Origin of the sequence: Candidatus Bathycorpusculum sp. (genome assembly GCF_009778815.1) — an archaeon.
In the GTDB taxonomy this organism is placed as follows: Archaea; Thermoproteota; Bathyarchaeia; order Bathyarchaeales; family Bathycorpusculaceae; genus Bathycorpusculum; species Bathycorpusculum hydrogenotrophicum.
Window position 1 is genome coordinate 1 of sequence record NZ_WRFL01000048.1, and the last position, 20,236, is coordinate 20,236.

At 41.8% G+C, this 20,236-nt stretch carries 25 protein-coding genes and 1 tRNA gene; 10 read left to right on the forward strand and 16 right to left on the reverse strand.

From position 1 onward, the window contains the following. Nucleotides 1-110: 110 nt before the first annotated feature. Genes FWF39_RS09010 through ndhC form a run of 8 tightly spaced genes read right to left on the reverse strand, consistent with a single transcriptional unit; the run spans nt 111 to nt 6,763 of the window. Nucleotides 111-2,138, reverse strand: coding sequence for an NADH-quinone oxidoreductase subunit L (locus tag FWF39_RS09010; RefSeq protein ID WP_343383109.1), 2,028 nt, complete (start codon nt 2,136-2,138; stop codon nt 111-113). Beyond that, the gene (locus FWF39_RS09015; protein ID WP_343383110.1) at nt 2,135-2,446 is read right to left on the reverse strand and encodes an NADH-quinone oxidoreductase subunit K; all 312 of its coding nucleotides are present in this window, start codon (nt 2,444-2,446) and stop codon (nt 2,135-2,137) included. Before FWF39_RS09015 ends, FWF39_RS09010 begins: the two co-directional genes overlap by 4 nt. Further along, the gene (locus FWF39_RS09020; protein WP_343383111.1) at nt 2,446-2,901 is read right to left on the reverse strand and encodes an NADH-quinone oxidoreductase subunit J; all 456 of its coding nucleotides are present in this window, start codon (nt 2,899-2,901) and stop codon (nt 2,446-2,448) included. The genes FWF39_RS09015 and FWF39_RS09020 overlap by 1 nt, the downstream gene beginning before the upstream one ends. Beyond that, nucleotides 2,898-3,356 (reverse strand): 4Fe-4S binding protein, encoded by a 459-nt coding sequence (locus FWF39_RS09025; RefSeq protein ID WP_343383112.1) that lies wholly within the window; start codon nt 3,354-3,356, stop codon nt 2,898-2,900. The genes FWF39_RS09020 and FWF39_RS09025 overlap by 4 nt, the downstream gene beginning before the upstream one ends. A 4-nt stretch (nt 3,357-3,360) precedes the next feature. Further along, nucleotides 3,361-4,368: a complex I subunit 1 family protein gene (locus FWF39_RS09030; RefSeq protein ID WP_343383113.1), complete on the reverse strand. Its 1,008-nt coding sequence runs from the start codon at nt 4,366-4,368 to the stop codon at nt 3,361-3,363. A gap of 5 nt (nt 4,369-4,373) precedes the next feature. Further along, complete coding sequence (locus tag FWF39_RS09035) at nt 4,374-5,933, reverse strand: NADH-quinone oxidoreductase subunit C (RefSeq protein WP_343383133.1); 1,560 nt, start codon at nt 5,931-5,933, stop codon at nt 4,374-4,376. 1 nt (nt 5,934) lies between these two features. Beyond that, entirely contained in the window at nt 5,935-6,432 is a 498-nt protein-coding gene (locus FWF39_RS09040; RefSeq protein ID WP_343383114.1) for an NADH-quinone oxidoreductase subunit B family protein, read from the reverse strand. A gap of 1 nt (nt 6,433) precedes the next feature. Then, nucleotides 6,434-6,763, reverse strand: coding sequence for an NADH-quinone oxidoreductase subunit A (gene ndhC / locus FWF39_RS09045; RefSeq protein ID WP_343383115.1), 330 nt, complete (start codon nt 6,761-6,763; stop codon nt 6,434-6,436). 680 nt (nt 6,764-7,443) lie between these two features. Here ndhC and FWF39_RS09050 point away from each other — a divergent pair. After that, nucleotides 7,444-7,520 (forward strand) — tRNA-Gly (locus tag FWF39_RS09050). A gap of 148 nt (nt 7,521-7,668) precedes the next feature. On the opposite strand, the gene FWF39_RS09055 is transcribed toward FWF39_RS09050, so the two are convergent. Next, nucleotides 7,669-8,676 (reverse strand): kelch repeat-containing protein, encoded by a 1,008-nt coding sequence (locus FWF39_RS09055; RefSeq protein WP_343383116.1) that lies wholly within the window; start codon nt 8,674-8,676, stop codon nt 7,669-7,671. A gap of 571 nt (nt 8,677-9,247) precedes the next feature. Between FWF39_RS09055 and FWF39_RS09060 the strand changes: the two genes are divergently transcribed. The 6 genes from FWF39_RS09060 (at nt 9,248) to FWF39_RS09085 (ending at nt 13,697) form a co-directional block, all read left to right on the forward strand. Then, nucleotides 9,248-10,672 (forward strand): SLC13 family permease, encoded by a 1,425-nt coding sequence (locus tag FWF39_RS09060; protein ID WP_343383117.1) that lies wholly within the window; start codon nt 9,248-9,250, stop codon nt 10,670-10,672. A 293-nt stretch (nt 10,673-10,965) separates the two neighbouring features. Further along, nucleotides 10,966-11,133, forward strand: coding sequence for a hypothetical protein (locus FWF39_RS09065; RefSeq protein ID WP_343383118.1), 168 nt, complete (start codon nt 10,966-10,968; stop codon nt 11,131-11,133). Beyond that, nucleotides 11,120-11,539 (forward strand): hypothetical protein, encoded by a 420-nt coding sequence (locus FWF39_RS09070; protein ID WP_343383119.1) that lies wholly within the window; start codon nt 11,120-11,122, stop codon nt 11,537-11,539. Before FWF39_RS09065 ends, FWF39_RS09070 begins: the two co-directional genes overlap by 14 nt. After that, nucleotides 11,539-11,802, forward strand: coding sequence for a hypothetical protein (locus FWF39_RS09075; protein ID WP_343383120.1), 264 nt, complete (start codon nt 11,539-11,541; stop codon nt 11,800-11,802). Before FWF39_RS09070 ends, FWF39_RS09075 begins: the two co-directional genes overlap by 1 nt. A gap of 281 nt (nt 11,803-12,083) precedes the next feature. Further along, complete coding sequence (locus FWF39_RS09080; RefSeq protein WP_343383121.1) at nt 12,084-12,779, forward strand: hypothetical protein; 696 nt, start codon at nt 12,084-12,086, stop codon at nt 12,777-12,779. Nucleotides 12,780-13,043: 264 nt separating this feature from the next. After that, nucleotides 13,044-13,697: a Snf7 family protein gene (locus FWF39_RS09085; protein ID WP_343383122.1), complete on the forward strand. Its 654-nt coding sequence runs from the start codon at nt 13,044-13,046 to the stop codon at nt 13,695-13,697. A 27-nt stretch (nt 13,698-13,724) separates the two neighbouring features. On the opposite strand, the gene FWF39_RS09090 is transcribed toward FWF39_RS09085, so the two are convergent. Beyond that, a complete protein-coding gene (locus tag FWF39_RS09090; RefSeq protein ID WP_343383123.1) occupies nt 13,725-13,982 on the reverse strand; it encodes a hypothetical protein in 258 nt (85 codons plus the stop codon). 333 nt (nt 13,983-14,315) lie between these two features. Between FWF39_RS09090 and FWF39_RS09095 the strand changes: the two genes are divergently transcribed. Next, on the forward strand, nt 14,316-14,735 hold the full coding sequence (locus FWF39_RS09095; RefSeq protein WP_343383124.1) for a CBS domain-containing protein: 420 nt from the start codon (nt 14,316-14,318) through the stop codon (nt 14,733-14,735). 317 nt (nt 14,736-15,052) lie between these two features. On the opposite strand, the gene FWF39_RS09100 is transcribed toward FWF39_RS09095, so the two are convergent. Further along, nucleotides 15,053-15,913, reverse strand: coding sequence for a DDE-type integrase/transposase/recombinase (locus FWF39_RS09100; RefSeq protein ID WP_343383125.1), 861 nt, complete (start codon nt 15,911-15,913; stop codon nt 15,053-15,055). Nucleotides 15,914-16,123: 210 nt separating this feature from the next. Between FWF39_RS09100 and FWF39_RS09105 the strand changes: the two genes are divergently transcribed. After that, entirely contained in the window at nt 16,124-16,627 is a 504-nt protein-coding gene (locus FWF39_RS09105) for a hypothetical protein (protein WP_343383126.1), read from the forward strand. A gap of 124 nt (nt 16,628-16,751) precedes the next feature. Here FWF39_RS09105 and FWF39_RS09110 read toward each other — a convergent pair whose 3' ends face one another. Next, on the reverse strand, nt 16,752-17,003 hold the full coding sequence (locus tag FWF39_RS09110) for a hypothetical protein (protein ID WP_343383127.1): 252 nt from the start codon (nt 17,001-17,003) through the stop codon (nt 16,752-16,754). 237 nt (nt 17,004-17,240) lie between these two features. On the opposite strand from FWF39_RS09110, the gene FWF39_RS09115 reads away from it, so the two are divergent. After that, complete coding sequence (locus tag FWF39_RS09115; protein WP_343383128.1) at nt 17,241-17,384, forward strand: hypothetical protein; 144 nt, start codon at nt 17,241-17,243, stop codon at nt 17,382-17,384. Nucleotides 17,385-17,694: 310 nt separating this feature from the next. On the opposite strand, the gene FWF39_RS09120 is transcribed toward FWF39_RS09115, so the two are convergent. The 4 genes from FWF39_RS09120 to FWF39_RS09135 form a co-directional block, all read right to left on the reverse strand. Then, a complete protein-coding gene (locus FWF39_RS09120; RefSeq protein ID WP_343383129.1) occupies nt 17,695-17,883 on the reverse strand; it encodes a hypothetical protein in 189 nt (62 codons plus the stop codon). Between the two features lie 300 nt (nt 17,884-18,183). Next, nucleotides 18,184-18,429, reverse strand: a complete 246-nt coding sequence (locus tag FWF39_RS09125) for a hypothetical protein (RefSeq protein WP_343383130.1) — start codon at nt 18,427-18,429, stop codon at nt 18,184-18,186. A gap of 89 nt (nt 18,430-18,518) precedes the next feature. After that, on the reverse strand, nt 18,519-18,896 hold the full coding sequence (locus tag FWF39_RS09130; protein WP_343383131.1) for a hypothetical protein: 378 nt from the start codon (nt 18,894-18,896) through the stop codon (nt 18,519-18,521). A 261-nt stretch (nt 18,897-19,157) separates the two neighbouring features. Beyond that, nucleotides 19,158-19,961, reverse strand: coding sequence for a hypothetical protein (locus FWF39_RS09135; protein ID WP_343383132.1), 804 nt, complete (start codon nt 19,959-19,961; stop codon nt 19,158-19,160). Between the last annotated feature and the right edge of the window lie 275 nt (nt 19,962-20,236).

Below are 20,236 nucleotides of genomic sequence, written 5' to 3' on the forward strand. Positions count from 1 at the left end.
AGATGCGACAAAAAGTGCCGCAGCTCGAGGAGACTTTTTCCCAATAAGATAAACAAAGGGAATCGAAATAGAGGACAGGACAAATATCAACAGTAAAGCCGGAAACACCATTAGACAACCACTCCTAAGGTTAAGATTATCAATATAACGATCAATATGAAACCGAGCACAGCCGCGGCTAGATAGTTACGGTAGTTTGAAGTTCGATCTTGTTTAAGCTTTAACGCTCGATCAGGTTTTGCGGCATCACCGATTTTTTCGCCTAACTCATCAACATAACGTTCAAACACGGTGTCCTCTAGCCGGGTTACAACGTGTAATGCTGGAGGAACTTTTAAATTTCGATTGACATAGCGGCCAAATAGAGCATTTTCTATACGTGTGAGAGCTTCAGAGATTTTGATTAAACCTTTTGCAATTGCAGTATAGAGGTCATCAAAGAAGTAGCCGTGTCTTAACAGTATAGTTAGGGGGTTGTTTGTTTTTGCAATGTTTCGCAGTCCATTGAAACCTTTGTAGTAACTAAAGTATGCAAGTAAACCTGGAGGAATAAGTAGCAGTAGAAATATTGGAAATTCAAGGCTTGTAAAAGCGGCTAGTATGCCGGCTGTTTCGAAGTGTAGGAAATGTGCAACTAGGGGTTCGGATAGGCCCCATACAATACAGAGAGCCGCCAAAATAAAGGCGGGTGCAAGCATGATTTTGGGTGATTCGTGAACATGCTGTTTTTGCATATGCTCAGATTCTTTACCCATAAACACTAAGGTAAACATACGAATACAGTAACCAAAAGTGAGAGCAGCAGTTGTAAAGAGCAAAACTGTCTGTATTAGTCCTGCGGTTGTTGCGATTTCAGAGACACTGGTTAGAATTATGCCTTTGCTAAAGAAGGCCGCAAACGGGGGTAACCCGCTTGTTGTTAGAATCATTATAATCATAAGTCCGAAGCTTATCGGCATGGCTTTGCGTAAACCGCCCATTAATCTCATGTCACGGGTACCAAGAGCATGTATGATACCTCCTGCTAAAAGGAATCCAAGACCTTCAAAGAAGGCGTGGCTGACCATGTGGAATATGCTACCAAACCAGCCTTCACCGATAAATCCACCATGTGCGGCTGCGCCTAAACCGGCCATCATGAAACCGATTTGACTAATAGTTGAGTATGCAAGAACTCCTTTAAGATCGGTTGTTACAATTGCTAGGGATGCTCCGATGAATGCGGTTATGGCACCTATCCATGTTATGGTTGGGAACCAGTAGGCTTGTAGGGCTAAAATTAGAGCGGGTGCTGTTGCGAAAATAAGAATGAAGCGGGAGAGCAGATAGATACCTGCTTTGACCATTGTGGCGGCATGGAGTAGTGCTGAGATGGAGGTTGGGGCTTCCATTGCACTGTAGAGCCAGGTAAATAGGGGGAACTGGGCAGATTTTGCGACGGCTCCGCCTAAAACTAGAAATGCAGAGGTTACTAGAAGGCCGATGTCTAGAGTTCCTGCGAGTGCAGCGGCTTCTATGCCGGCTATTGTTCCGCGGAAACTAAAGGTGCCAAACATATAGAATAGTAAACCGATGGCGGCAAGTAGCATGATGTCGCCGATGCGAGTCATGATAAAAACTTTGACGCCTGAGCGTATGGATTCGGGTTTTTTGTACCAGAATGAAATTAGGGTGTATGAGCATAGGCCGACCATTTCCCAGAAGATAAACATCTGAAGCATGTTGTCGGCTAGTACTAGGCCAATCATAGAGCCGATGAAAAGTAAGAGGAGGTAGTAGTAGCGCGTTAGGCCGTCTTCGCCTTTCATGTAACCCTGGGAGTAGATAGTTATTATTAGAGCAAAGAATGCAACTAGGCAGGCAAAGAGAACACTGAGGGGATCAATGTAGACACCTGCTGTTATTGGGCTACTACTGCCAAGACTTGGAATCCAAGAGAGGGTATAGGCTGTAGCTTGGCCTCCGCCGGACCAGACACCGGGTATCAATGAGATTGCTAGTGCACTGACTACGGTAGCTATGGCTATGACAAAATAGTTTCGGGCTTTTTCGCTGTATTTGCCAATAAGAGGAACAAAGAAGCTTGCGATTAGGGGGATAATCCAGACAAACCATGCACTGAATTCTTGGAGCATCATTGTACTTCATCCTCGCTTTCTTCGGTTTCTTGTTTGGAGATTATTTTTGAGAGATCCCCTGTGCCGTAGCGTTTTGAGACTATGACAAGTAAGGCTAAAATTACTGCGCTAACAGCTGTGTCGACTGAGAAGGCTATAATTAGTAATGCTTGGCTCAAGCCGTTGGGGGAAGCGAGCATAACAAAGTTGAGTGTTGCTGCGATGGCAATCATCTCTATGGAGATGAATACTTTGAGTAACTGTCGGTTGGTGAGTAGCCCATAGATGCCGATGGCCAACATTATAATTGAGAGTATGGTGAAGTCCATTATTTTTTCCTCCGTTCATGCAGTACGATGCCAATTCCCAAGGCTATGGTTAGAATTACGAGTGCTTGTAACAGAACATCGAGGCCGCGGATGTTCCATATAGCTTCACCAATTGGGACATCTGGGCCTATAGCAGTTTGGCCTGAAACTGAGAGGAAAATTGCGGGCAGGGAGAGCAGAATACCTGCGCCGATTAGGCCGGCGATTTTGGCGGGGGATGATTTCTTTTTGGACTGCTCACCTAGCATTTCGCCTGATAGGAACAAAACGGCTAGGGTGCCTATGCCCACGACGAATTGGAAAATGGCGGCGTAAAATGCGCCGTTGAGGTAGAAAATAAGTGCGGTGAAGATAAAAGTGCCTGATAGCGCACCAACTGAGTAGACGACTTCATCGAGAAATAGTGCAAGGATAGATGAGACGATTAATCCTATGGCTAAGATTTCAAAAATCATTGCGATGCATCCTTTTGGCTGTATTTTGGCTTCATAATTAATGATGCTTTATCGGTTACGGCTAATTCGTAGATGTCGGATTGTTTGATGGCGCCTCGGGGACAACTGTCGACGCATTGACAACAAAAAATGCATTTGTTGAGATTTATTTGGGGACGTTGTTTGCCGTCGACTTCAACGATGGTTATAGCACCTGCGGGGCAATCGCGTTCGCAGACATGGCAGATGGAGCCTCGCATGACTTTGATATCTAATCGGAAGTCAGGTCCGCTACCAAAGTCAATGGCGTTGCAGTCTTTGATTTCATAGACTAGTTTACCTCGAGTGTCTGGTGGAAGTACAGGTTTTACCGATGGATATTTGGTTGTTGCAGGTTTATGGAATAGGTGCGAGATTGCACGTTTAAAGATTGGAGATATACGTGAGGTTTGTTTTTTTTCGGTCTTTTCGGTCATCCTGTTACACTCCAATTCCGAATGGATGATACACCCAGGTGACTAATGCTATGGTTAGCATCAGTGAAAGCAAAGCTGCAGGTAACAGAATTTTCCAGTTGCCTGTTAGAACTTGGTCGATGCGTAAACGCGCAAAGACGTTTGCGATGTAGGAGCTTATAGCTACTACGATGATGAGTTTGAGTACGAACCAGAGCGTGTAGAATAACCAGTCTAAACCAAAAAAGACTGGCCCGCTTGGACCACCTAGGAATAAGGTGACCACTAAAGCGGATCCAAAGATTACTTGGACGTTTCGGGTGAGGTGGAGAAATGCGAGTTTTGCGCCGGTGTATTCAGTTTCTAATCCTCCGACGAGTTCAGATTCTGAGTGGGGTACATCGAAGGGTCCTTTTTCAAGTTCTGCTTGCATGGTAATTATAAAGAGGACAAATGCCCAAGGGGCCAGTAGAATGTAGGGGAAGCTTGCAATGACACCGATGCTAAGACTGCCGGCTATTAATGCGGGGGTTAATGCGATGAGGTAGAGGGGAATGTCATAACCTAGAAATTGGGTTAAGACTCGGGCTGAGCTTATGGTTCCATAGGGGTTAGCTGATGCCCAACCTGCCAAAAAGAGCAAAAAGTTTGCAATTGTGGCAAATACCAAGATGATAATCAAGTCGCCGTTAAAACCGCTTTGAGCTATAGCGGAGCCTGATGAGAGAATGCTTGCTCCGTCTATGGGTAAAAAGCACATGGCAAAAATCATGATGCTAAAGGCGGCTAAGGGGGCAAATCGAAAAACTATTTTTTTAGCGTCTCGGGGTTCAATGTCTTCTTTGGTTAGTAACTTGATAAAGTCTGCTAGGGGTTGGAGTATGCCGCCTGGTCCTGCGACCATGGGGCCAACACGGTTTTGGAAGCGTGCTTCTATTTTGCGGTCTATCCACTCGCAAAATAATGATAGAAACAGTAGGAATGTGAAGCCTGGGAAGACCAGAATACGGAAGATAAGCAGCAGGTCAATCATGGTTATCATCTATCAGTACATGAGAAGCAGGGATCTAAGCTGACAAAGTTGCTGGGTACATCAGCTATACTCTCGCCGATAGCGGTTTTGAGAAATGAGGGTATGTTAGCCAATGTTGGGGTGCGGATTTTTACGCGTTCAGGTATGTCTGTTCCGTTGCTACGTACATAGTAGAGCAGCTCGCCTCTTGGGGCTTCTATGGTACTAACAGCTTCGCCTATAGGCACCGTTCTTGGGGCTTCAATACGGATGGGCCCAGCGGGCATGTGGTCAAGGGCATAGTCGAGGATGTTGAGACTTTCTTCAAGTTCATCCATACGTACGTTCATTCTTGCCCATGTGTCACCGTCAGTGTATACAATTTCTTTGAATGGAATTTCGTTGTAGACCTCATAGGGTCGGTCTTTGCGGACATCTATATCTACACCGGATGCTCGTGCAATTGGCCCGACTACTGAGAGTTTGAGTGCATCTTCTCGACTAAGGATGCCAACGTCTTTCATACGCAAGCGCAGGGTAGGTTCATCAGTGTAGATTTTGCGGTAAAACGGTAGTTTAGATTGTAAATCGTTTATTACTGCTTTTATTTTTGGGATATGTTCTTGATTGATGTCACGTCTGATGCCGCCCACGGTCATTAGGGAACCAAAAACACGGTTACCGCTGGTTAACTCAATTAGGTCCATAATGGGTTCGCGGTCACGCCAGAAGTATTGGAAAACGGCTTCGTAGCCAATTTCTAAGCCTGCATGTCCCAACACTAAGAGATGACTGTGAAGACGGTTGAGTTCTAATGCGATTACTCGGAGATATCGTGCTCGTTCAGGAACTTCGAGTTTTAAAATTTTCTCCACTGTAGCAACAAAAGTGTATGCATGGCAAGGGTTGCAGATGCCGCAAACCCGCTCTACAAGATAAGTATTTTGCAGATAGGTATGGGATTCAGCAGATTTTTCTATACCCCGATGCACATAACCGATGCGGGGTTCGACTTTGGTAACGGTTTCCCCATCAACGGTTACTGAGAACTTTTCAGGTTCAAGCAACGCGGGATGCTGGGGACCGATAATGATTTTAACTTCTCGCCCTTCGGCAGATTTGTTGGTTTCATGCTCAGGGGTTGGGACGAGCTTAACTTGAGATAGATCGATGTCTTTGCGCAGAGGATAGATACCGTTGGGCCAGTTTTCTGAGAGAATAAAATGTCCGTTTAATTCGTTACCCTCAAAAATGGCGCCCATTAAATCTGCGCATTCTAGTTCATGGAAAAGTGCTCCAGGGTGGATATCGATGAGTGTTTTAAGCCGTGGGTTCTCTTTGGGCACTTCTGCTTTTATGGTGAAAAATGATTTGGAGGTGCGGACATGATAATAAACGCCAATGTTTGTGCCCAAGTCTAAACCGGTAATGGTAGTTAAACCGGTTTTTTCGTCGGCCTCTAGCAATGTTTTGAAAACTTCGTGGTGTAAACCATTGTTTGCAACAAACGAGGCATTGCCATTAACGCCCCTTTGAATAGGGACTTTGTCGCCGAATTTGGATTCGACAAGACCTATAATATCTATGCTATTGTTTGCCGTTTTGTTTAACCTCCGCTATAGCAGGTTCAGCTCTATGGGCTTGAACTGGGCTCTCTTTTTTGGGTGTACTTATTACACTGAGCAACTTGATAACTCCGTCAATAATTGCCTCTGGTCGTGGTGGACAACCGGGTATGTAGGCTGCAACTGGGACAATTTTGTCTACTCCACCCACTACGTTATAGTTGCCTTCAAAGACACTGCCACTACAGGCACATGCACCTATGGCAACGACGAATTTAGGTTGAGGCATTTGATCGTAGACACGTTTTAAGCGTTCAGCGCATTGATGGGTAACACAACCTGTGGCTAAGAGTACGTCGGCATGTCGGGGTGAGGGTTCAAGTTTTATGCCGAAGCGTTCAACGTCATATTTTGGTGTGAGCAACGCAAGGATTTCTATGTCACAACCGTTGCAGGCGCCTGAATTGAAGTGTAGAACCCAGGGCGATTTTACGCGTGCCCAAGTTTTGGTATTGACCATGTTAGTCTTTGCCTCCGTCGAGAAGAACTACACCGGCGGCAAGGAGTATACCGAGGTAGAGTATTAAGAGCAACGGATTGGCAGCTGATATTGCAAAAGCTGCAAATGCTATAACCAACACTGATGAGTCAAAAATTACAAAGTAAATTAGATATTTGTAGAGGGGAACATTGATTTTTAAGCCTTGGAAGATTACTTTTTCTCCGCAAGCATAGGAATCTTGATCATCGTCGTTTAGTGTAGTTTTTGGTGCTGAACGTTTACCTATGGCATAGATGGCTAAAGTCGCCGTAAAAATCAAAATGAATGCGAGGAATGCTTCAACAATCATATACTACGTCCTCTCCATTCATCTTACTCATTAACGTTGTTACTATGGCAGACCCAAATATACATGGATTATACCCAAGAGTGTTCGCGTAAGCAACAAGACGATGGATAGGAAAACTGTGCAGATAAACAGTATGCATAGAAATATCTATGTGTCCAGCTAGCAGGCAAAAACTGCTGTCATCGTCCCCACCCATTTCACTCTCTCCCATAGGTTTTTTCACGCCTATACTGCCCGAGATCTTTCATAAAAGGTGATGCCACTTACATTTAAATTTTAAGAACCAAAAGACCAAATCCCATGATTTTCCAACAAAAGCAGAATAGCAATCATTGGAACTAAGCTAAAAACAAGACATCAAAACCTGCTGATCTTAGCTAGACACACCTCCACAAACACCCACACCAAAAACCACACAGATTCTTGTTTTCTTTAGCACTCAACCATTGCAATAACAACCAAATTCAGGTTAAACCAAAACGCAAGTGGTATTAGCCGTATTTCACCCACGAGACCTTTTGATGCTATTTCAGATACATTAAGGATCTGCTCGACATATAATTAGGTTTGATAAATTTATCAATCATTTATTATGGTTGAGATTTGACGTAAACAGAAGTGTTGTAGTTCTAAGATGTAGAGTTTATAAGGAGGTTTTTAGATTGTTGCTTAAGTTGTATGCGGTAATAGTACAGCTTGGTTAGTACATAGGCTTGCCAAGTCTAGGACCCGGGTTCAAATCCCGGTTACCGCACCAGTAACACGGGTACAATGCGATCCCTAAGTTTTAGGTTTAATAATCCCCAAAACTAACTGACGTTTCTGTAACATCCTGCTTTGCTTGTTTGCGTTGAATGTTAACCGGTTTGATTGTTGTACTGTTGTTATGGTTGGTCTTGTTTGAGTTATTGTTTTGATTTTTTGGAATAGAAGAATAATCCTGTCCCCAAGGTTCCAACTATTATAACCAATATAGCCGCAATAAGATAGATTGAAGAGGAAAGATTTGAAGTCTCAGGGATAACCGACGGAGAAGTAACCAATGACAGAGTACCATTGTAACCCATTGGTATGTATTGCTCATTAGTAGAGACAACAACCCCATCAGTATAATGTCCGCCTACTACATACAAAATATCATTAATAACTACCACACCAAACTGACAACGATAAGCAGACATATCTTTAGCAAATGCCCAAGTGTCACCTACAGGATCATAAACTTGATTAGACAACTCTGTGATGCCCTCCGATGTACCGCCTAGAACATAAACGCTCTGAGGCGCATAAACACCAGTTGTCACCCCAGCACAATTAAGATTAAACCAATAGGGTTTTGCTGGTGCACTCCCCTCACTCCACACATCAGTTGCAGGGTCATAAATTCGGGTTTTCGGTTCGCTATGTATTCCCTCAAAATAACCCGTGACCACTATTTTGTCATCTACCACGACTGAAACGCTATGCGGCTCAGATGAAGGAGATATGGAGATTTTTTGGGGCATAAATGTTTTTTGAGTCCAGAAATCCTCAACTGGATCATACATGAACAAATCGTACTTTGTCATAACAAAAAAGTTTCCATTCACAACACAAGCATACATGGCACCCTCAACTGGCATAGACGTTTTAGTGCTCCAACTATTAGTTGCTATATCATAAACTTCAATTACGCTAATTGGACTATAGGGTGGCACTTGTTCAGCAGTATAACCGCCTATACAGTAAATTTTACCCTCATAAGTTGCAATAGCAAAATTAGTCCTAGGTGTAGGCATAGGTTCTAAAGTAGTCCACATATCAGACCCAGGATCATAGCATTCATTGGTACCCACAACACTGCTGGGTTCATAACCGAGTTCTGTTGTGCCGCCAATTGCATAGATTTTACCGTCCACAGCAACAACGCCCAAACAAGTTCTCGCTTGGGTCAGGGGTGTTTTTGTATTCCAAGAATCCGCAACTATTATGCAGAAACAGGATTAAGCGCTGTTGCAAATGTTGCGCTTATGAAAAAGAAAAGCAACAGGAAGGGAATAATTTTATTCATGCTTAACATATGCGTATTTGTGATTTTTCCTATTGTTAATTGGGTTGTGAGGCAAAAGTGGTTTGAGCTGTTTTCTTGGTTTACCCTTTTGGGTCATGACGAACGCATGAAAATTTGACAGACGGTTTTGAGGAAAGACTCCAGATACAAACAAGTCAAGCCCATTTTCAGATTCAAACGACTGAACCTTATTCCATAATGTCAGACTGCGTAACAACGTTTAGTTCTGAGATACTGCACTCACAATCAGCTGGTTTTCGTCTACAGTCCAACATTTTCTCAAAACAACAAAGAAATAAGACAAGCAAGTCAACCCTAATGCTATATTCTGTTGGATGTAAGACACCCCGGCACACCCAAGCATCATAAGCAAATGATCAACCTGGAAGCATCAACAGGATCTGGCAATCGATCAAAGATGAGCAATAGAAGGCATGAATAAAGAAAATAATAAATCGAAAATATCCATAAAACAGATTTTATCTGTAGTTGTTATAGCGTTAGGCATAATGATTGCTCTCATCGAGCCGTTTGATGGACTTGGACAGGTGGGGCATATTATGTTGGGTTCCATAATTATAGCGCTTGCAACATGGATATTTCGCCCAGGTAAAGGTACCTTTATCGTTGGGGCGATTATACTTTTTCTGGGTGGAAGCATTGCTGGAATACCGATACCGGATTTGGCAAGCGGCTTTTCCAATGCAACACTGTGGTTACTTATCCCCGCGATGTTTCTTGGTTATGCGTTGATGAAAACAGGTCTTGGAAAACGCATAGTATTTGCCCTCTTTAAACAGCTAAAATTAAGCTACATAAAAATCCTGATCGGCTGGTTTATCATAGGCATCATATTCGCGCTTATAACACCGTCGATAACGGTGCGCTTTTTGATTTTAACACCAATTGCAGTAGTTGTCGCTGATGCTTGTTGTCTTGAAAAACACAGCAAAGGCCGATCATTGGTAGTGATATCGGCATGGGTGGCCGCCATTTTCCCAGGCATCGCATGGCAAAACGGTTCACTGTTTGGTCCAGTGTTCACCTCATATTTACCCGAGGGATCCATGAGAAATATGGCCACCTCACAGATGTGGCTCCACACTATGGCGCCGTGGATAGTGTTTAGCTTGGTATTTATGGCAGTACTCTATTTTGTACTAAAACCCGAGCAAAAATTAACAGTAACCCAAGAACAGCTCTCAAAAATGTACGCTGATCTGGGAAAGCTGAGCAAGGAAGAGAAAGGGTGCATGGTAGCATTTGCTTTGTTGTTTATTGGTCTTATACTGCAAATATTTTTGCCCATTACAACTATTCAGGTTCTTTTCGCATCGCTCATACTATTGCTCTTGTTTGGTGTACTATCAGTCAAAGATATTTCACATGGTATAAGCTGGGATATCGTGGTGTTTTTTGGCATAATACTTAGTTTTTCACGAATCTGTGAAATATCAGGGATAACCATATGGCTCTCACCCACACTTGCCTCGCTACTAGGCCCAATTGCGGGATCACAAATTGTTTTCGTATTGGCTCTCTATGGTCTTTGTGTTTTTCTACGCTTTTTTGATGTGACCCAGGGCTGGGTCAGTTCCGCTATTTTAGCCATGGCAACTCCCATGCTCTATGAGACATTTGGAATTAATCCGCTCATCTGCATTATGGTGTTTATCTGTGCATCCAACATTTTCTTTTTCAGATATCAGCAACCATGGATTGGGCAGGCTGAATCTGTTTGTGGCGAGGGAGGATGGAATTCTCGCCATCTCCTAAAAGCATCTTTGGTGTACGCACTACTAGTTGTGGTCTTTTTAGTCATCTGTACATTCTATTGGAGCATCATCGGCATCTGGTAACATCTATTGGGACACTCTCAATGCTAAATTCTGTGTTTTAGACAACAGAGAAGTTAACAACAAGTGCCATACTCTTGAGGAGCACGTGAACATTTTTTGTGTCTAACTGTTGAACACTTTGTTCGCATACTTAGCATTAAATCAAATCAAGTCCAATGCGTAGTTGTGATAGACATGCTTAACCAAAACCTAAACAAAACCAGGAAACTAACGTTTGTTGTTAACCGCGGTTGTCTATTGTGTTGGAGTAAACTACATATCCAATCAGAACCATATCCACAGGGACGTATGGTATGAAAAAAACTATGGGGGTAATTCTGCTTGCGTTGTTAGTTAGTACTTCGGTTTTTGCAGGTATAACCTATATGGGTGAGGTGCATGCTCAACTTATACCAAAAAAGCTTGGGGTTCCCGAATTTACTGTAAAATACGGAGTATCCCTTCACTATGCCAGATGTTGAGTATGTAGATCCCTACACAGGAGAAACTTGGATTAACAAGGGTTATCAAGGAGTACATGTAGCAATCGAGCTTGTAATCAAAAACCCGCGTGGTTATTCCGATATATGTTATAACGTTAGATATAAAGGACACTATGAAACCTCAGATGAGGCGTGGCATCAAGCATTTACCCGCTCAGAGGTTGGTGGAGGACTAAACTGCGGATTCCCCGCACAGACCAATTCTGAATATACAACAATATCATTTAACTCCAGCAAAAAACCCTCATACATAGGCAATGGACTCATTGATGGTCTGGACTATCCTTCTGTTCCTGTTCCTGGTGGATCGATTGATATTCAAGTAGAAGCAATGGCTTTTTACATTAAGACGAGTTCTACACTTTATGGAGATTTCCCCCATTAATGGTGGATGAGCGAAGTGGTTGGAGTGGTACAAAAACCCTAACTAGACCTGCAACCAACAATGAAGTACCCAATCAATTTGATCCAACGCCAAGTCCAACTTATACCTCAGATCAACCGTCTCAAAATGAGATTTTTTTATCGGGGTTTAACTTTGCTGAGTCTGGTTTAGTGGTTGGTTTATGTGTTGTTATAGTGGTGCTAAGTATTGCACTTGCCTATAAACAAAAAACGTCACATAAAACTATACCCACAGACACATAGGGGTATAGCCGCTAAACCCCAGCGCATACACCCAAAAGTCTAGAAGGGATGCGTTAATACCTCTCCTTTTCAATGTAGGGCTATGTTTGCAAGAGGCGATTAGTTCAGGTGAAAACAATGTTGTACTGCATCTGACTATGGTTATTTAGTCGCCTGTTGTTTTTGGCAAATATTAAGCCAAGACAAATACACCGGTATGCCCAAGCTTATGTGCACTCCAATCAGCCAGACAACAACCCCGGCTGGGATAGACTAATCCAAAGTGTTATCGGTTTTCTTTGATGTTACAAAGCACGCCAGTGACTGGCGACCCTGTCCTTGGGGATTATTTTGAGTGGTATGGCGACACAGCTAAGAGTCTCAGAGAGAATTATATTGTGATGAAAAAGCAACAGCTTAGAGAAAAGACTCAGGCAGATGTTAAAAAGTCTAAACAAGTAACATTTGATAAACTACCCCCACAGAAATCAGTCCGCACCACCACCATCAGCAGTAGCTCTGAGAAACAAATCCTAATAGCACAACTCAAACACACCATAAAAGAGGAGGAGCTGGAGCTTTTGGTATCGTTTCGGTTGCTTCCTTCGCAGAGGGTCTTCTCAAATGTGACTCTTGAGATTTATTTTAATGGAGAAAAACTCAACACCTACCTAATCAGCATTCCCCCTAGTCAGCTTCTTAGCAGTGAATTAGAATTTCCTATAACACTAGATATGAATGACATCCAACCTGGAGAACACACCATCAAAGTTGAGATGTCAGAACGGTGGAGTACAGGAGAAAAACTCACCAGCACCACCCAGTATGTTATCATACAGTATACGCCGGTGCGCAGACAAGATCGATACGTCAAGGTTCCAATAGTTCGGAAAATAGATGGCGCTTTTAGAATCATTCTTCCCGAGGAAAAAGAACTCTATGATGAACTTCAAAAAAGCCGCCGTCAAGAACTAAACAGCAAAAAAGACCAATGGTAAACACACAACACAAGTTTCACGCATAACTCATCAAGCTACGACATGTATAGAGACACCAAATCAATGGTCTAAAAAGAGAAAAATTGTGAGGTATAAATACTATTTAGGGTGCTTTGTCCATGGCCGCAGGCAAAGTTTATGGCATATAGTCTCTAAGGCTTTAAACGATAGTATAAAAATGCCCTATGGAGACCTGCGGGGTTTTAACTTATTTTTGCGAACACTCTTTTATCTGCCCGTCAGGTGTGAAGGTTGGAGATTTACTTGGTTAAACGTTTCACTAATATATGGAAAAACAAGGAGTCAGAGTCGTCCCTTGTTTCCAAAATTAAAAATGTCAATAAGCCGGCTGAGAATAATTTAAAAGATCAGATAGCAGAAGTTACTCAAAGAATAGATATGCAGACAAGAACGCTTGACAATGCCGTTGCGCGGTTCCAGACCCGGGATAAAGAAATTTTTAATCGCATCATAAAAGCCATGTCACAAAGAGAGACCGCTCGGGCAAATATTCTTGCCACCGAGCTCTCTGAAATACGCAAAGTTCAAAAAATGCTCTCCAACGCTTCACTTGCACTGCAAAGTGTTTCTATGCGTTTGAGCACCGTTTCAGAATTAGGTGATATAGTGTCGGTGTTGAGTCCAGCCAAAAACCTATTGGCAAACATTCGTACAGAAATGTGCAGTATTATGCCAGAGGCAAGTCAAGAACTGGGAAACATTGGTGATCTACTAACAGATATTGTGACATCAACCAACCAAAACAACGACATGCCAGTAAACACAATAATGGCCAGTGCCGATGCCCTGCAAATTCTAGAAGAGGCAGAAATCGCCGCAGAGAGCCGACTCAGAGACCAACTTCCCGACACACACATCGAGAACACCATACCTAAAAGAACCTATCTAGAAGCTTAACCCAAATTATGCCGCTTCCTCCCTCTATTAGGGGTAATTAGAGGAACAACGGCCACTACTTTTTCTGAATTTTTCAATAACCTGAATTATAAACTCGTCTGTGCAGTCATCGACTTTCTCGCAAACTCCACAGGATCGGGGGAGAACAAGGATTACTGCAACCTCACTTAGGTAGTATTCTATACGCATCTTTCGAATTCTACATTTTTTAACAGCACGATCCGGCTGAACCACTGCTATACCATAGATAGAGTCAGAAATTGCATCTTTGATTGATTCCACCAAAAACCTCGCCTTACACAAATAGTTAGCTATCAAAGCATTATTTATACCATATTTTTATCGGCTGTTCACATGCACACCTATCAACCAGCAACAAATATTTCAAAAACGAAATAACGGTAACAAAAATCAAACATAGTTACACTCACAAAACCAAAAAGTAAGCTTCATCTATCGACAACCTCAATTCGCAAATGCCGCAAGATAACATCGACAAATATCCATGCCAAAGAGTATATAGCAACTTGGTATAAGCTCAACTATACGAATCCCAAGAGATATAAACGTAAAATTGATAAAGAACAATACCCTTGAGATAGCGATAAGGTGAAAAAAATGGCAAGCAACCTCACAGTAAAAGACATCATGCAAAAAGATGTTAAAACTGCAGAAAACAATACCGTAGTTAAAGATGTAATAGCACTCATGAACAAGTATGATAAAGACGCCATACTTGTCATTCAAAGCGGCAAACCAACCGGCATCATCACTGTAAAAGACATCCTCATCCGCGCCGTCGAAGCAGAAGTCCCCCTAAAAACAGTCATCGCCCGCATGGTCTACACAAACCCACTAGTCGTCATCGATCAAAACGCAACCCTCAAAGAAGCAGCCGAACTTATGCAACACTGGAACATAAAACATCTGCCCGCAGTCGACAAAGCCGGCGCATTGGTTGGCTTAATCGATCACGTACAGATCGCCCACGCAGACCCCAAACTGATCCCCATATTCGAATACGCTCGCCGAAAATAATTCGGCAACATTTTATTTTTTCAAATCAACCACAAACATATTTTAAGTGATTTACTAACCACTGTAAAGTAGTGCAGATAAAAATTAATTGTCAGAATGTATATTCAGCTTCAAATAACTGTCTTACGCTTTTCAAAACTTTTTGACTGCAAAAAAGTGGGAGCGTTTATTGCCTCAGATGTCTGCTTGCGTTTGTGTATCCCGTTTGTGTCTTGCACTTTTTCTTTTTTCATACACAAAGGTCATATTGAATAAGTAAGTTTAAGTATCTATAAACGCATAAGTTCTTTGTGACCTAACTTGCCAGGCTGTTCTATCTAGTAAATAGGCCACACTTTGTTTTTGAGGTATATTTCTGCAGGCGTTAAATATTTTATCCCTTCATGAGGCCTAACAAAATTGTAATACCTAATGAAACTCCAATGTTGTTTGAAAAGATGCGATTCCACCTGGTAGACTTTATGGAATGCTTCGATTTTGCCGCAGGTAGTGGGCCTGCGCACACTAGCAGTAATATGCTCAATACCCAGCTCTGTACAATGAGCTCTAAATACAGAAATCTCCTCTCGCGCAGGCTTAAACTGCGTACCCTGATCAGTTAAAATCTGTCTGGGAACCCCATATTTTCTAACCGCCCGATCCAGCAGCAACACAGCATTCTCACCCGTAGGACTCCAAATCTTTACAGAACCGGTGATGAAGCGGGAATGATCATCTTGGTAGCTGATCATCCAGTAATCATCATCACATAACTTGAAATCTGCCTGCCACAAACTGTTATTGTGTTCCCGCTCAAAACGCTTGGTTCCCCAGCTGGTCTTTCTAGGTTTGGTTAGGGGATTGTTTAGGCCTGCTTGGCAGATAATTTTGTAGGCTTGATTACTATCCACCTCAAAGCCTCTATGAGAAAGATAGCCCGCGATCTTTTTTGGATCCCACTCATATCGGGTGCGCAGCTTGATGACTTTAGTCTTTAAACTGGTCTTTATTTGCGGTCCAAAGGGACGGCCTTTGGATTTTTGTTGCAGTCCACTCCACCCAAGTGTTTGATAACGGTTCCACCAACGATAAAACGTCTTCCTATCCACCCGTGCTTGAACACATATATCCGTAACAGCAATCCCCTCTATCCGCTTCTTAACCATCCACACTTTGAGTTTTTCCCAATCTCCATCCAACAAGACCTACTCTTCTAACTTTGAAGAGTGTGGCCCATTTAAAAGATAGAACAACAAGACCCCCTTGCCCGAAAAGGATAATAAGGGTGATAGATGTCAGTCAATACTGTTGACGATGTTCTTCGCCTATGCGGTTGTCGCTAAAGAGGTAAATTATGTGCTAATGAAAAGCCGAACTATTATCGGCATCCTACAATAGGAGATCGCATTATGTTTGGATTTGGTAAAAATAAAGACAACAAAAAAGATAAGACAGATATGGACAAGTTTCAAGCCGACTATGTGCATGCGCTGATATATCTCTCGTATGATACACAACAGGTCAACTACATCATTGAGCAATACCCAATGATTCAGGATATCGAAAGAATTAAGGACAACATTGCGGAGTTACAACGTTGTGCAGTCTTTCTCTTTATCCGCATGGCCCACGGAGACAGTGATTGGGCTCGCCTTGTCAACGAAAGGATTGATAACGAATCTAAAACGTGGATACATTATAAAAATTATGTGGACGTTTTAGAGGGTTATCTTCAATTACCCGGACGCACCGCGCTCAGCGACAACTTTGTTGAGGATGTCGGTCGAGTATTTCAAAAATTATGCGGTGAAAAAGCTATGGCATCGTGCGACAGGCTTGCCGAACTAGGGTGTGTGGTTTACAAAAACACATATACCAGTTGCTTGAACTGGTTAGCGAAATATCAGATTTAGTAGTCCTTTTTCTTTTGGATTTTTTGGCTGTGTTTGTTGGGTATGGGCAGTATTTCTTGTACTAGGGGTTCTAGTTTGTGTATGGTTATTAGGACACTTGTTTGGGTGAGGTTACAGAGGTAGCCTAGCAGGGTGGAGGAGGTGTATAGAGTCGGTAGTAGAGCAGCAGCATGAGTAGTCGGTTGGTTAGGTCTAGTTTGAAGGGCTGGCCTGCTCCGATGGCTCGTTTACGGTTATCTCTTTGTAGTCGTTTTTGTTCGTATTGTTTATATTTTTGGTGTATTTGCTCATTTAGGGTGTCGAATTCTTGCAGGGTGAGTCCTGTGAAAGTCTTAAAATGCTCCGGGTGTTTGGATAATATGGCGTAATTTAGCATGTAAATGCCCTAAAACCCAAATAAAACGTTTATACGCTAATAAAACCGCCGATTTACCACTAAAATATCAATAAAGCCTAAGTCTATAGTGCTTTTTGCTCGTTGTTGTCGGTTAGAAAGTAGCCATATATCTCAGACAGCACCCGTTTTTTGGACAGAACAACACATAAAAGCAATATCAGACCATATTTGATGCAGTGGTTAAACATGAATATGAAAATATTTGCCGTGGTTTTAGTGGTAACATGTTTCACCGTAAGCATAACAGGAGCCTACCCCGCCATACACTACTTCCCCCCCACCCCCACCACCAACAGAAACCCCCACACCCCAACCCACACCAACCAACCCCACCCCCACACCAAACAATCCAACCTATAACCCCATCCCAAAACCAACAAAACCATACGAAACAATCACCATACATGAGTATAGTTTTTTTAGGAATGGCAATTATAGTCTTGGAGATGAATTATATAATAAATTTAAACAATTTGACAATTATTATGCTTGTCAGTATGATTGGGAAAATTATTTCGGTGACGCTCCTGGGTGGCGTTTTGTGCTTAGTTTGTATGCACCAGCTACACCTGAGCAATTAGCTCTAATCGTACAAGCCCATTATACCACTAGAGAGATTCCCAAATCATCTATAAGATAAACTTGACAAAAATGATTGCTCTCTTCTTGTTTATGTTGCTTTCTCTATAATTAGTTGCTTAGTTTCCGGGTCTATTTTTACATGGACTTTATCGTTTGGTTTAAAGGGAAACGCACTATCACGTGCCACCTCTAGGGGGACATAGATAAAGAATTTATCATACATTTTGCCGCCAGTTGTAGTTGGGCGATTGATTAGTTTACCGTCTCCCGTTAACATCGCTGTGAACCTAAATTGGTAGCATCAACGGGTGCCATGTGCTTTTTCGAGCGCTAAAATGGTGCACCGATTTGGTAGCACAAACCTTAAGAGAGCAGAACCACATAAGTTACCATTAAAACGTATGACAGGAGACATTAATGTTGAATAAATCTAAACTAACCCTGTACAGGCCTTTTCAGAAAGTTTTTAAAAAACATAATAATTTTTTGCTCTTTAAACCTTAAAAAAGGTATACTCAATACCTTTGCGCCCTTTAGAGTAAAACTTGATACTGCCCACTTTCTGCAACATCTCAAATTATTTACTACCAAACGATTCTATAAACAGTAAAAAAGGTTCAATTACAGCCATGATTCCACCTACAACCATTAGTATAGAACCAAGCAACCTCAGAGAATAAACTGCCTGAGAGTTATCGGAGACAAGAGATTGTCCAATGTTGAATGTAACTTTTAATATCTCGGAGAGGTCTGGTGCTATAAACCAACCGATTAACCCTATTACAAACATAACAACCCCTGGTGCTGTTAGCTTAAACTCCATCGCCTTTCTTGTTATGAGATAATAAAGTTGTAAAAAAAGTTTCCTAAATGCGGGTAGTGTATTGGCAATTGATGGTTAACAAAACCGGTTTATGAGCCGAACCTTAGTATTAAATAATTGACAATAAAACCCAAAATAAAGAATACCACACTAACAACAATTCCCTGAAACAAACTTTTTCGCCCTTCTTTTTTCAAATGAGATTCTAACAACTCATTTATTTTTTCAGTTTGCTGTTGATTAACAAAATCGGTATGTAGTTTCATTTGAGAAACATATTCGTCAAACTGCTCTTGACTAATCATAGGTTTAGTTTTTCGCTTTTTTTCATACTTCTGTAAATGAAATTTGATGTGACGTCTTTTTTGTTTATATAATACTGAAGATTGTGCAATTATCACAGATAAAATTGTAGTGATAATAACAATAATCATTATGACTACACTTATAGTTATAGAGTCAACCATTGACTTCTTCCCCTCATAGTCACTTTAGTATAACGTCTTAATCTTATAGTTTTTGAGCACTAAACAGACTGTTTCAATTTTTTGATTATTCTATTACTTCGGACTGTGTGGACTGAAAAGACCAGTGTTTATACCTATTGTACTTCATAATGTGAATGTTAGGTGTACCTATCTTTTTTAGTTTTTAGTTTGACTCAATCATCTATACCCTTTTCGGTCCACAATATCTCCTTTTCACTACAACCAGCTTATACGTTTACACTATGATGTTTTAGCATATTTAATGTGACCTTTATACACAAGTGCAATGATTAGCGCCACTATCACAGCACATAGAAGGAGCACTAAGATGAAACCAATCAAGGGAAGCCCCGCTATTGTTATCTCAGTTTGTGATTCAGATTGATCTGTGATATCGGCGGGGTTTTGCGTTGGGTCGGCTTGATTGGGTGTTTCATTACTTGAATATTGTCCCATGTTGATTGTTTTTATGTTACTCCAATCACTTGCCGCTTCCAAAACTTCCACATACTTGCTCGAGCCTGCAAGACTAGGATAATCCGACAGTTCATATCCCCAAATTTCAGCACACGCTTGGAAATCAGCTTGACCTTCTGAGGGGAAATAGTAACTATGACCAGCACCACTATCCAATTTGATTTCAGAGTTTGGAAGATTAAGCACTATAGTCATTAGTGGATAATCAGAATCAGACACTCTCTGTCGCGTAATATTGGACCATTCATTTGAGAAAACCCCTTTCATTCGAATAATATAATAGAGATGGTTATCGAATGGAATATTGTTTTTGTTAATCACAATGGTTAGTGTTCTGTTTTCTACATGGTATGCTGGGTTTTCTACTGGTTTGCCTGTAAAGGGGTCTGTGGTTGTGCTTACAGGCACCTCGAAGGAGCGGTCCTTGTAGGTGACAGATACCAATTCAGGGGCGGGTAATTTAGTTATCGAGGGAACAGCCTGCACCGCACCCATACAGGTTATACCTGCAAAAACCAATGTACTAACTAACAAAACAAACAGAAATACACCCAATATTTTTTTCATACCATACCCCCCTATGGATATGCGCCTAAACTGATATGTAGTTTACTCCAACACAATAAACAACCATAACTGACCGTATCTAGTTTTAGGGTTTTGTTTAGGCTTTGATTTACCATGCTCTATCAGGTCTATATTTTGGAGTGATTTGATTTAGAGAGTGTTCACCTAAAGATATACATCATTTGATTTTGCCATTGTTGAAAAATTTCAGGCATAGTCAAAGCACACCACAAACGAATAGTTAAATCCACCATAACAGAACTCTTAGACACAAC

Bases quoted from the DNA above. Each gene is read 5' to 3' on its own strand.
- FWF39_RS09015 (WP_343383110.1), bottom strand. From the start codon at position 2,446: ATGGACTTCACCATACTCTCAATTATAATGTTGGCCATCGGCATCTAT.
- FWF39_RS09075 (WP_343383120.1), top strand. From the start codon at position 11,539: ATGGTGGATGAGCGAAGTGGTTGGAGTGGTACAAAAACCCTAACTAGA.
- FWF39_RS09110 (WP_343383127.1), bottom strand. From the start codon at position 17,003: ATGCTAAATTACGCCATATTATCCAAACACCCGGAGCATTTTAAGACT.
- FWF39_RS09135 (WP_343383132.1), bottom strand. From the start codon at position 19,961: ATGAAAAAAATATTGGGTGTATTTCTGTTTGTTTTGTTAGTTAGTACA.
- ndhC (WP_343383115.1), bottom strand. From the start codon at position 6,763: ATGATTGTTGAAGCATTCCTCGCATTCATTTTGATTTTTACGGCGACT.
- FWF39_RS09010 (WP_343383109.1), bottom strand. From the start codon at position 2,138: ATGATGCTCCAAGAATTCAGTGCATGGTTTGTCTGGATTATCCCCCTA.
- FWF39_RS09120 (WP_343383129.1), bottom strand. From the start codon at position 17,883: ATGTTAACGGGAGACGGTAAACTAATCAATCGCCCAACTACAACTGGC.
- FWF39_RS09105 (WP_343383126.1), top strand. From the start codon at position 16,124: ATGTTTGGATTTGGTAAAAATAAAGACAACAAAAAAGATAAGACAGAT.
- FWF39_RS09020 (WP_343383111.1), bottom strand. From the start codon at position 2,901: ATGATTTTTGAAATCTTAGCCATAGGATTAATCGTCTCATCTATCCTT.
- FWF39_RS09065 (WP_343383118.1), top strand. From the start codon at position 10,966: ATGAAAAAAACTATGGGGGTAATTCTGCTTGCGTTGTTAGTTAGTACT.
- FWF39_RS09070 (WP_343383119.1), top strand. From the start codon at position 11,120: ATGCCAGATGTTGAGTATGTAGATCCCTACACAGGAGAAACTTGGATT.
- FWF39_RS09060 (WP_343383117.1), top strand. From the start codon at position 9,248: ATGAATAAAGAAAATAATAAATCGAAAATATCCATAAAACAGATTTTA.
- FWF39_RS09080 (WP_343383121.1), top strand. From the start codon at position 12,084: ATGTTACAAAGCACGCCAGTGACTGGCGACCCTGTCCTTGGGGATTAT.
- FWF39_RS09125 (WP_343383130.1), bottom strand. From the start codon at position 18,429: ATGGAGTTTAAGCTAACAGCACCAGGGGTTGTTATGTTTGTAATAGGG.
- FWF39_RS09040 (WP_343383114.1), bottom strand. From the start codon at position 6,432: ATGGTCAATACCAAAACTTGGGCACGCGTAAAATCGCCCTGGGTTCTA.
- FWF39_RS09030 (WP_343383113.1), bottom strand. From the start codon at position 4,368: ATGATTGACCTGCTGCTTATCTTCCGTATTCTGGTCTTCCCAGGCTTC.
- FWF39_RS09095 (WP_343383124.1), top strand. From the start codon at position 14,316: ATGGCAAGCAACCTCACAGTAAAAGACATCATGCAAAAAGATGTTAAA.
- FWF39_RS09130 (WP_343383131.1), bottom strand. From the start codon at position 18,896: ATGGTTGACTCTATAACTATAAGTGTAGTCATAATGATTATTGTTATT.
- FWF39_RS09025 (WP_343383112.1), bottom strand. From the start codon at position 3,356: ATGACCGAAAAGACCGAAAAAAAACAAACCTCACGTATATCTCCAATC.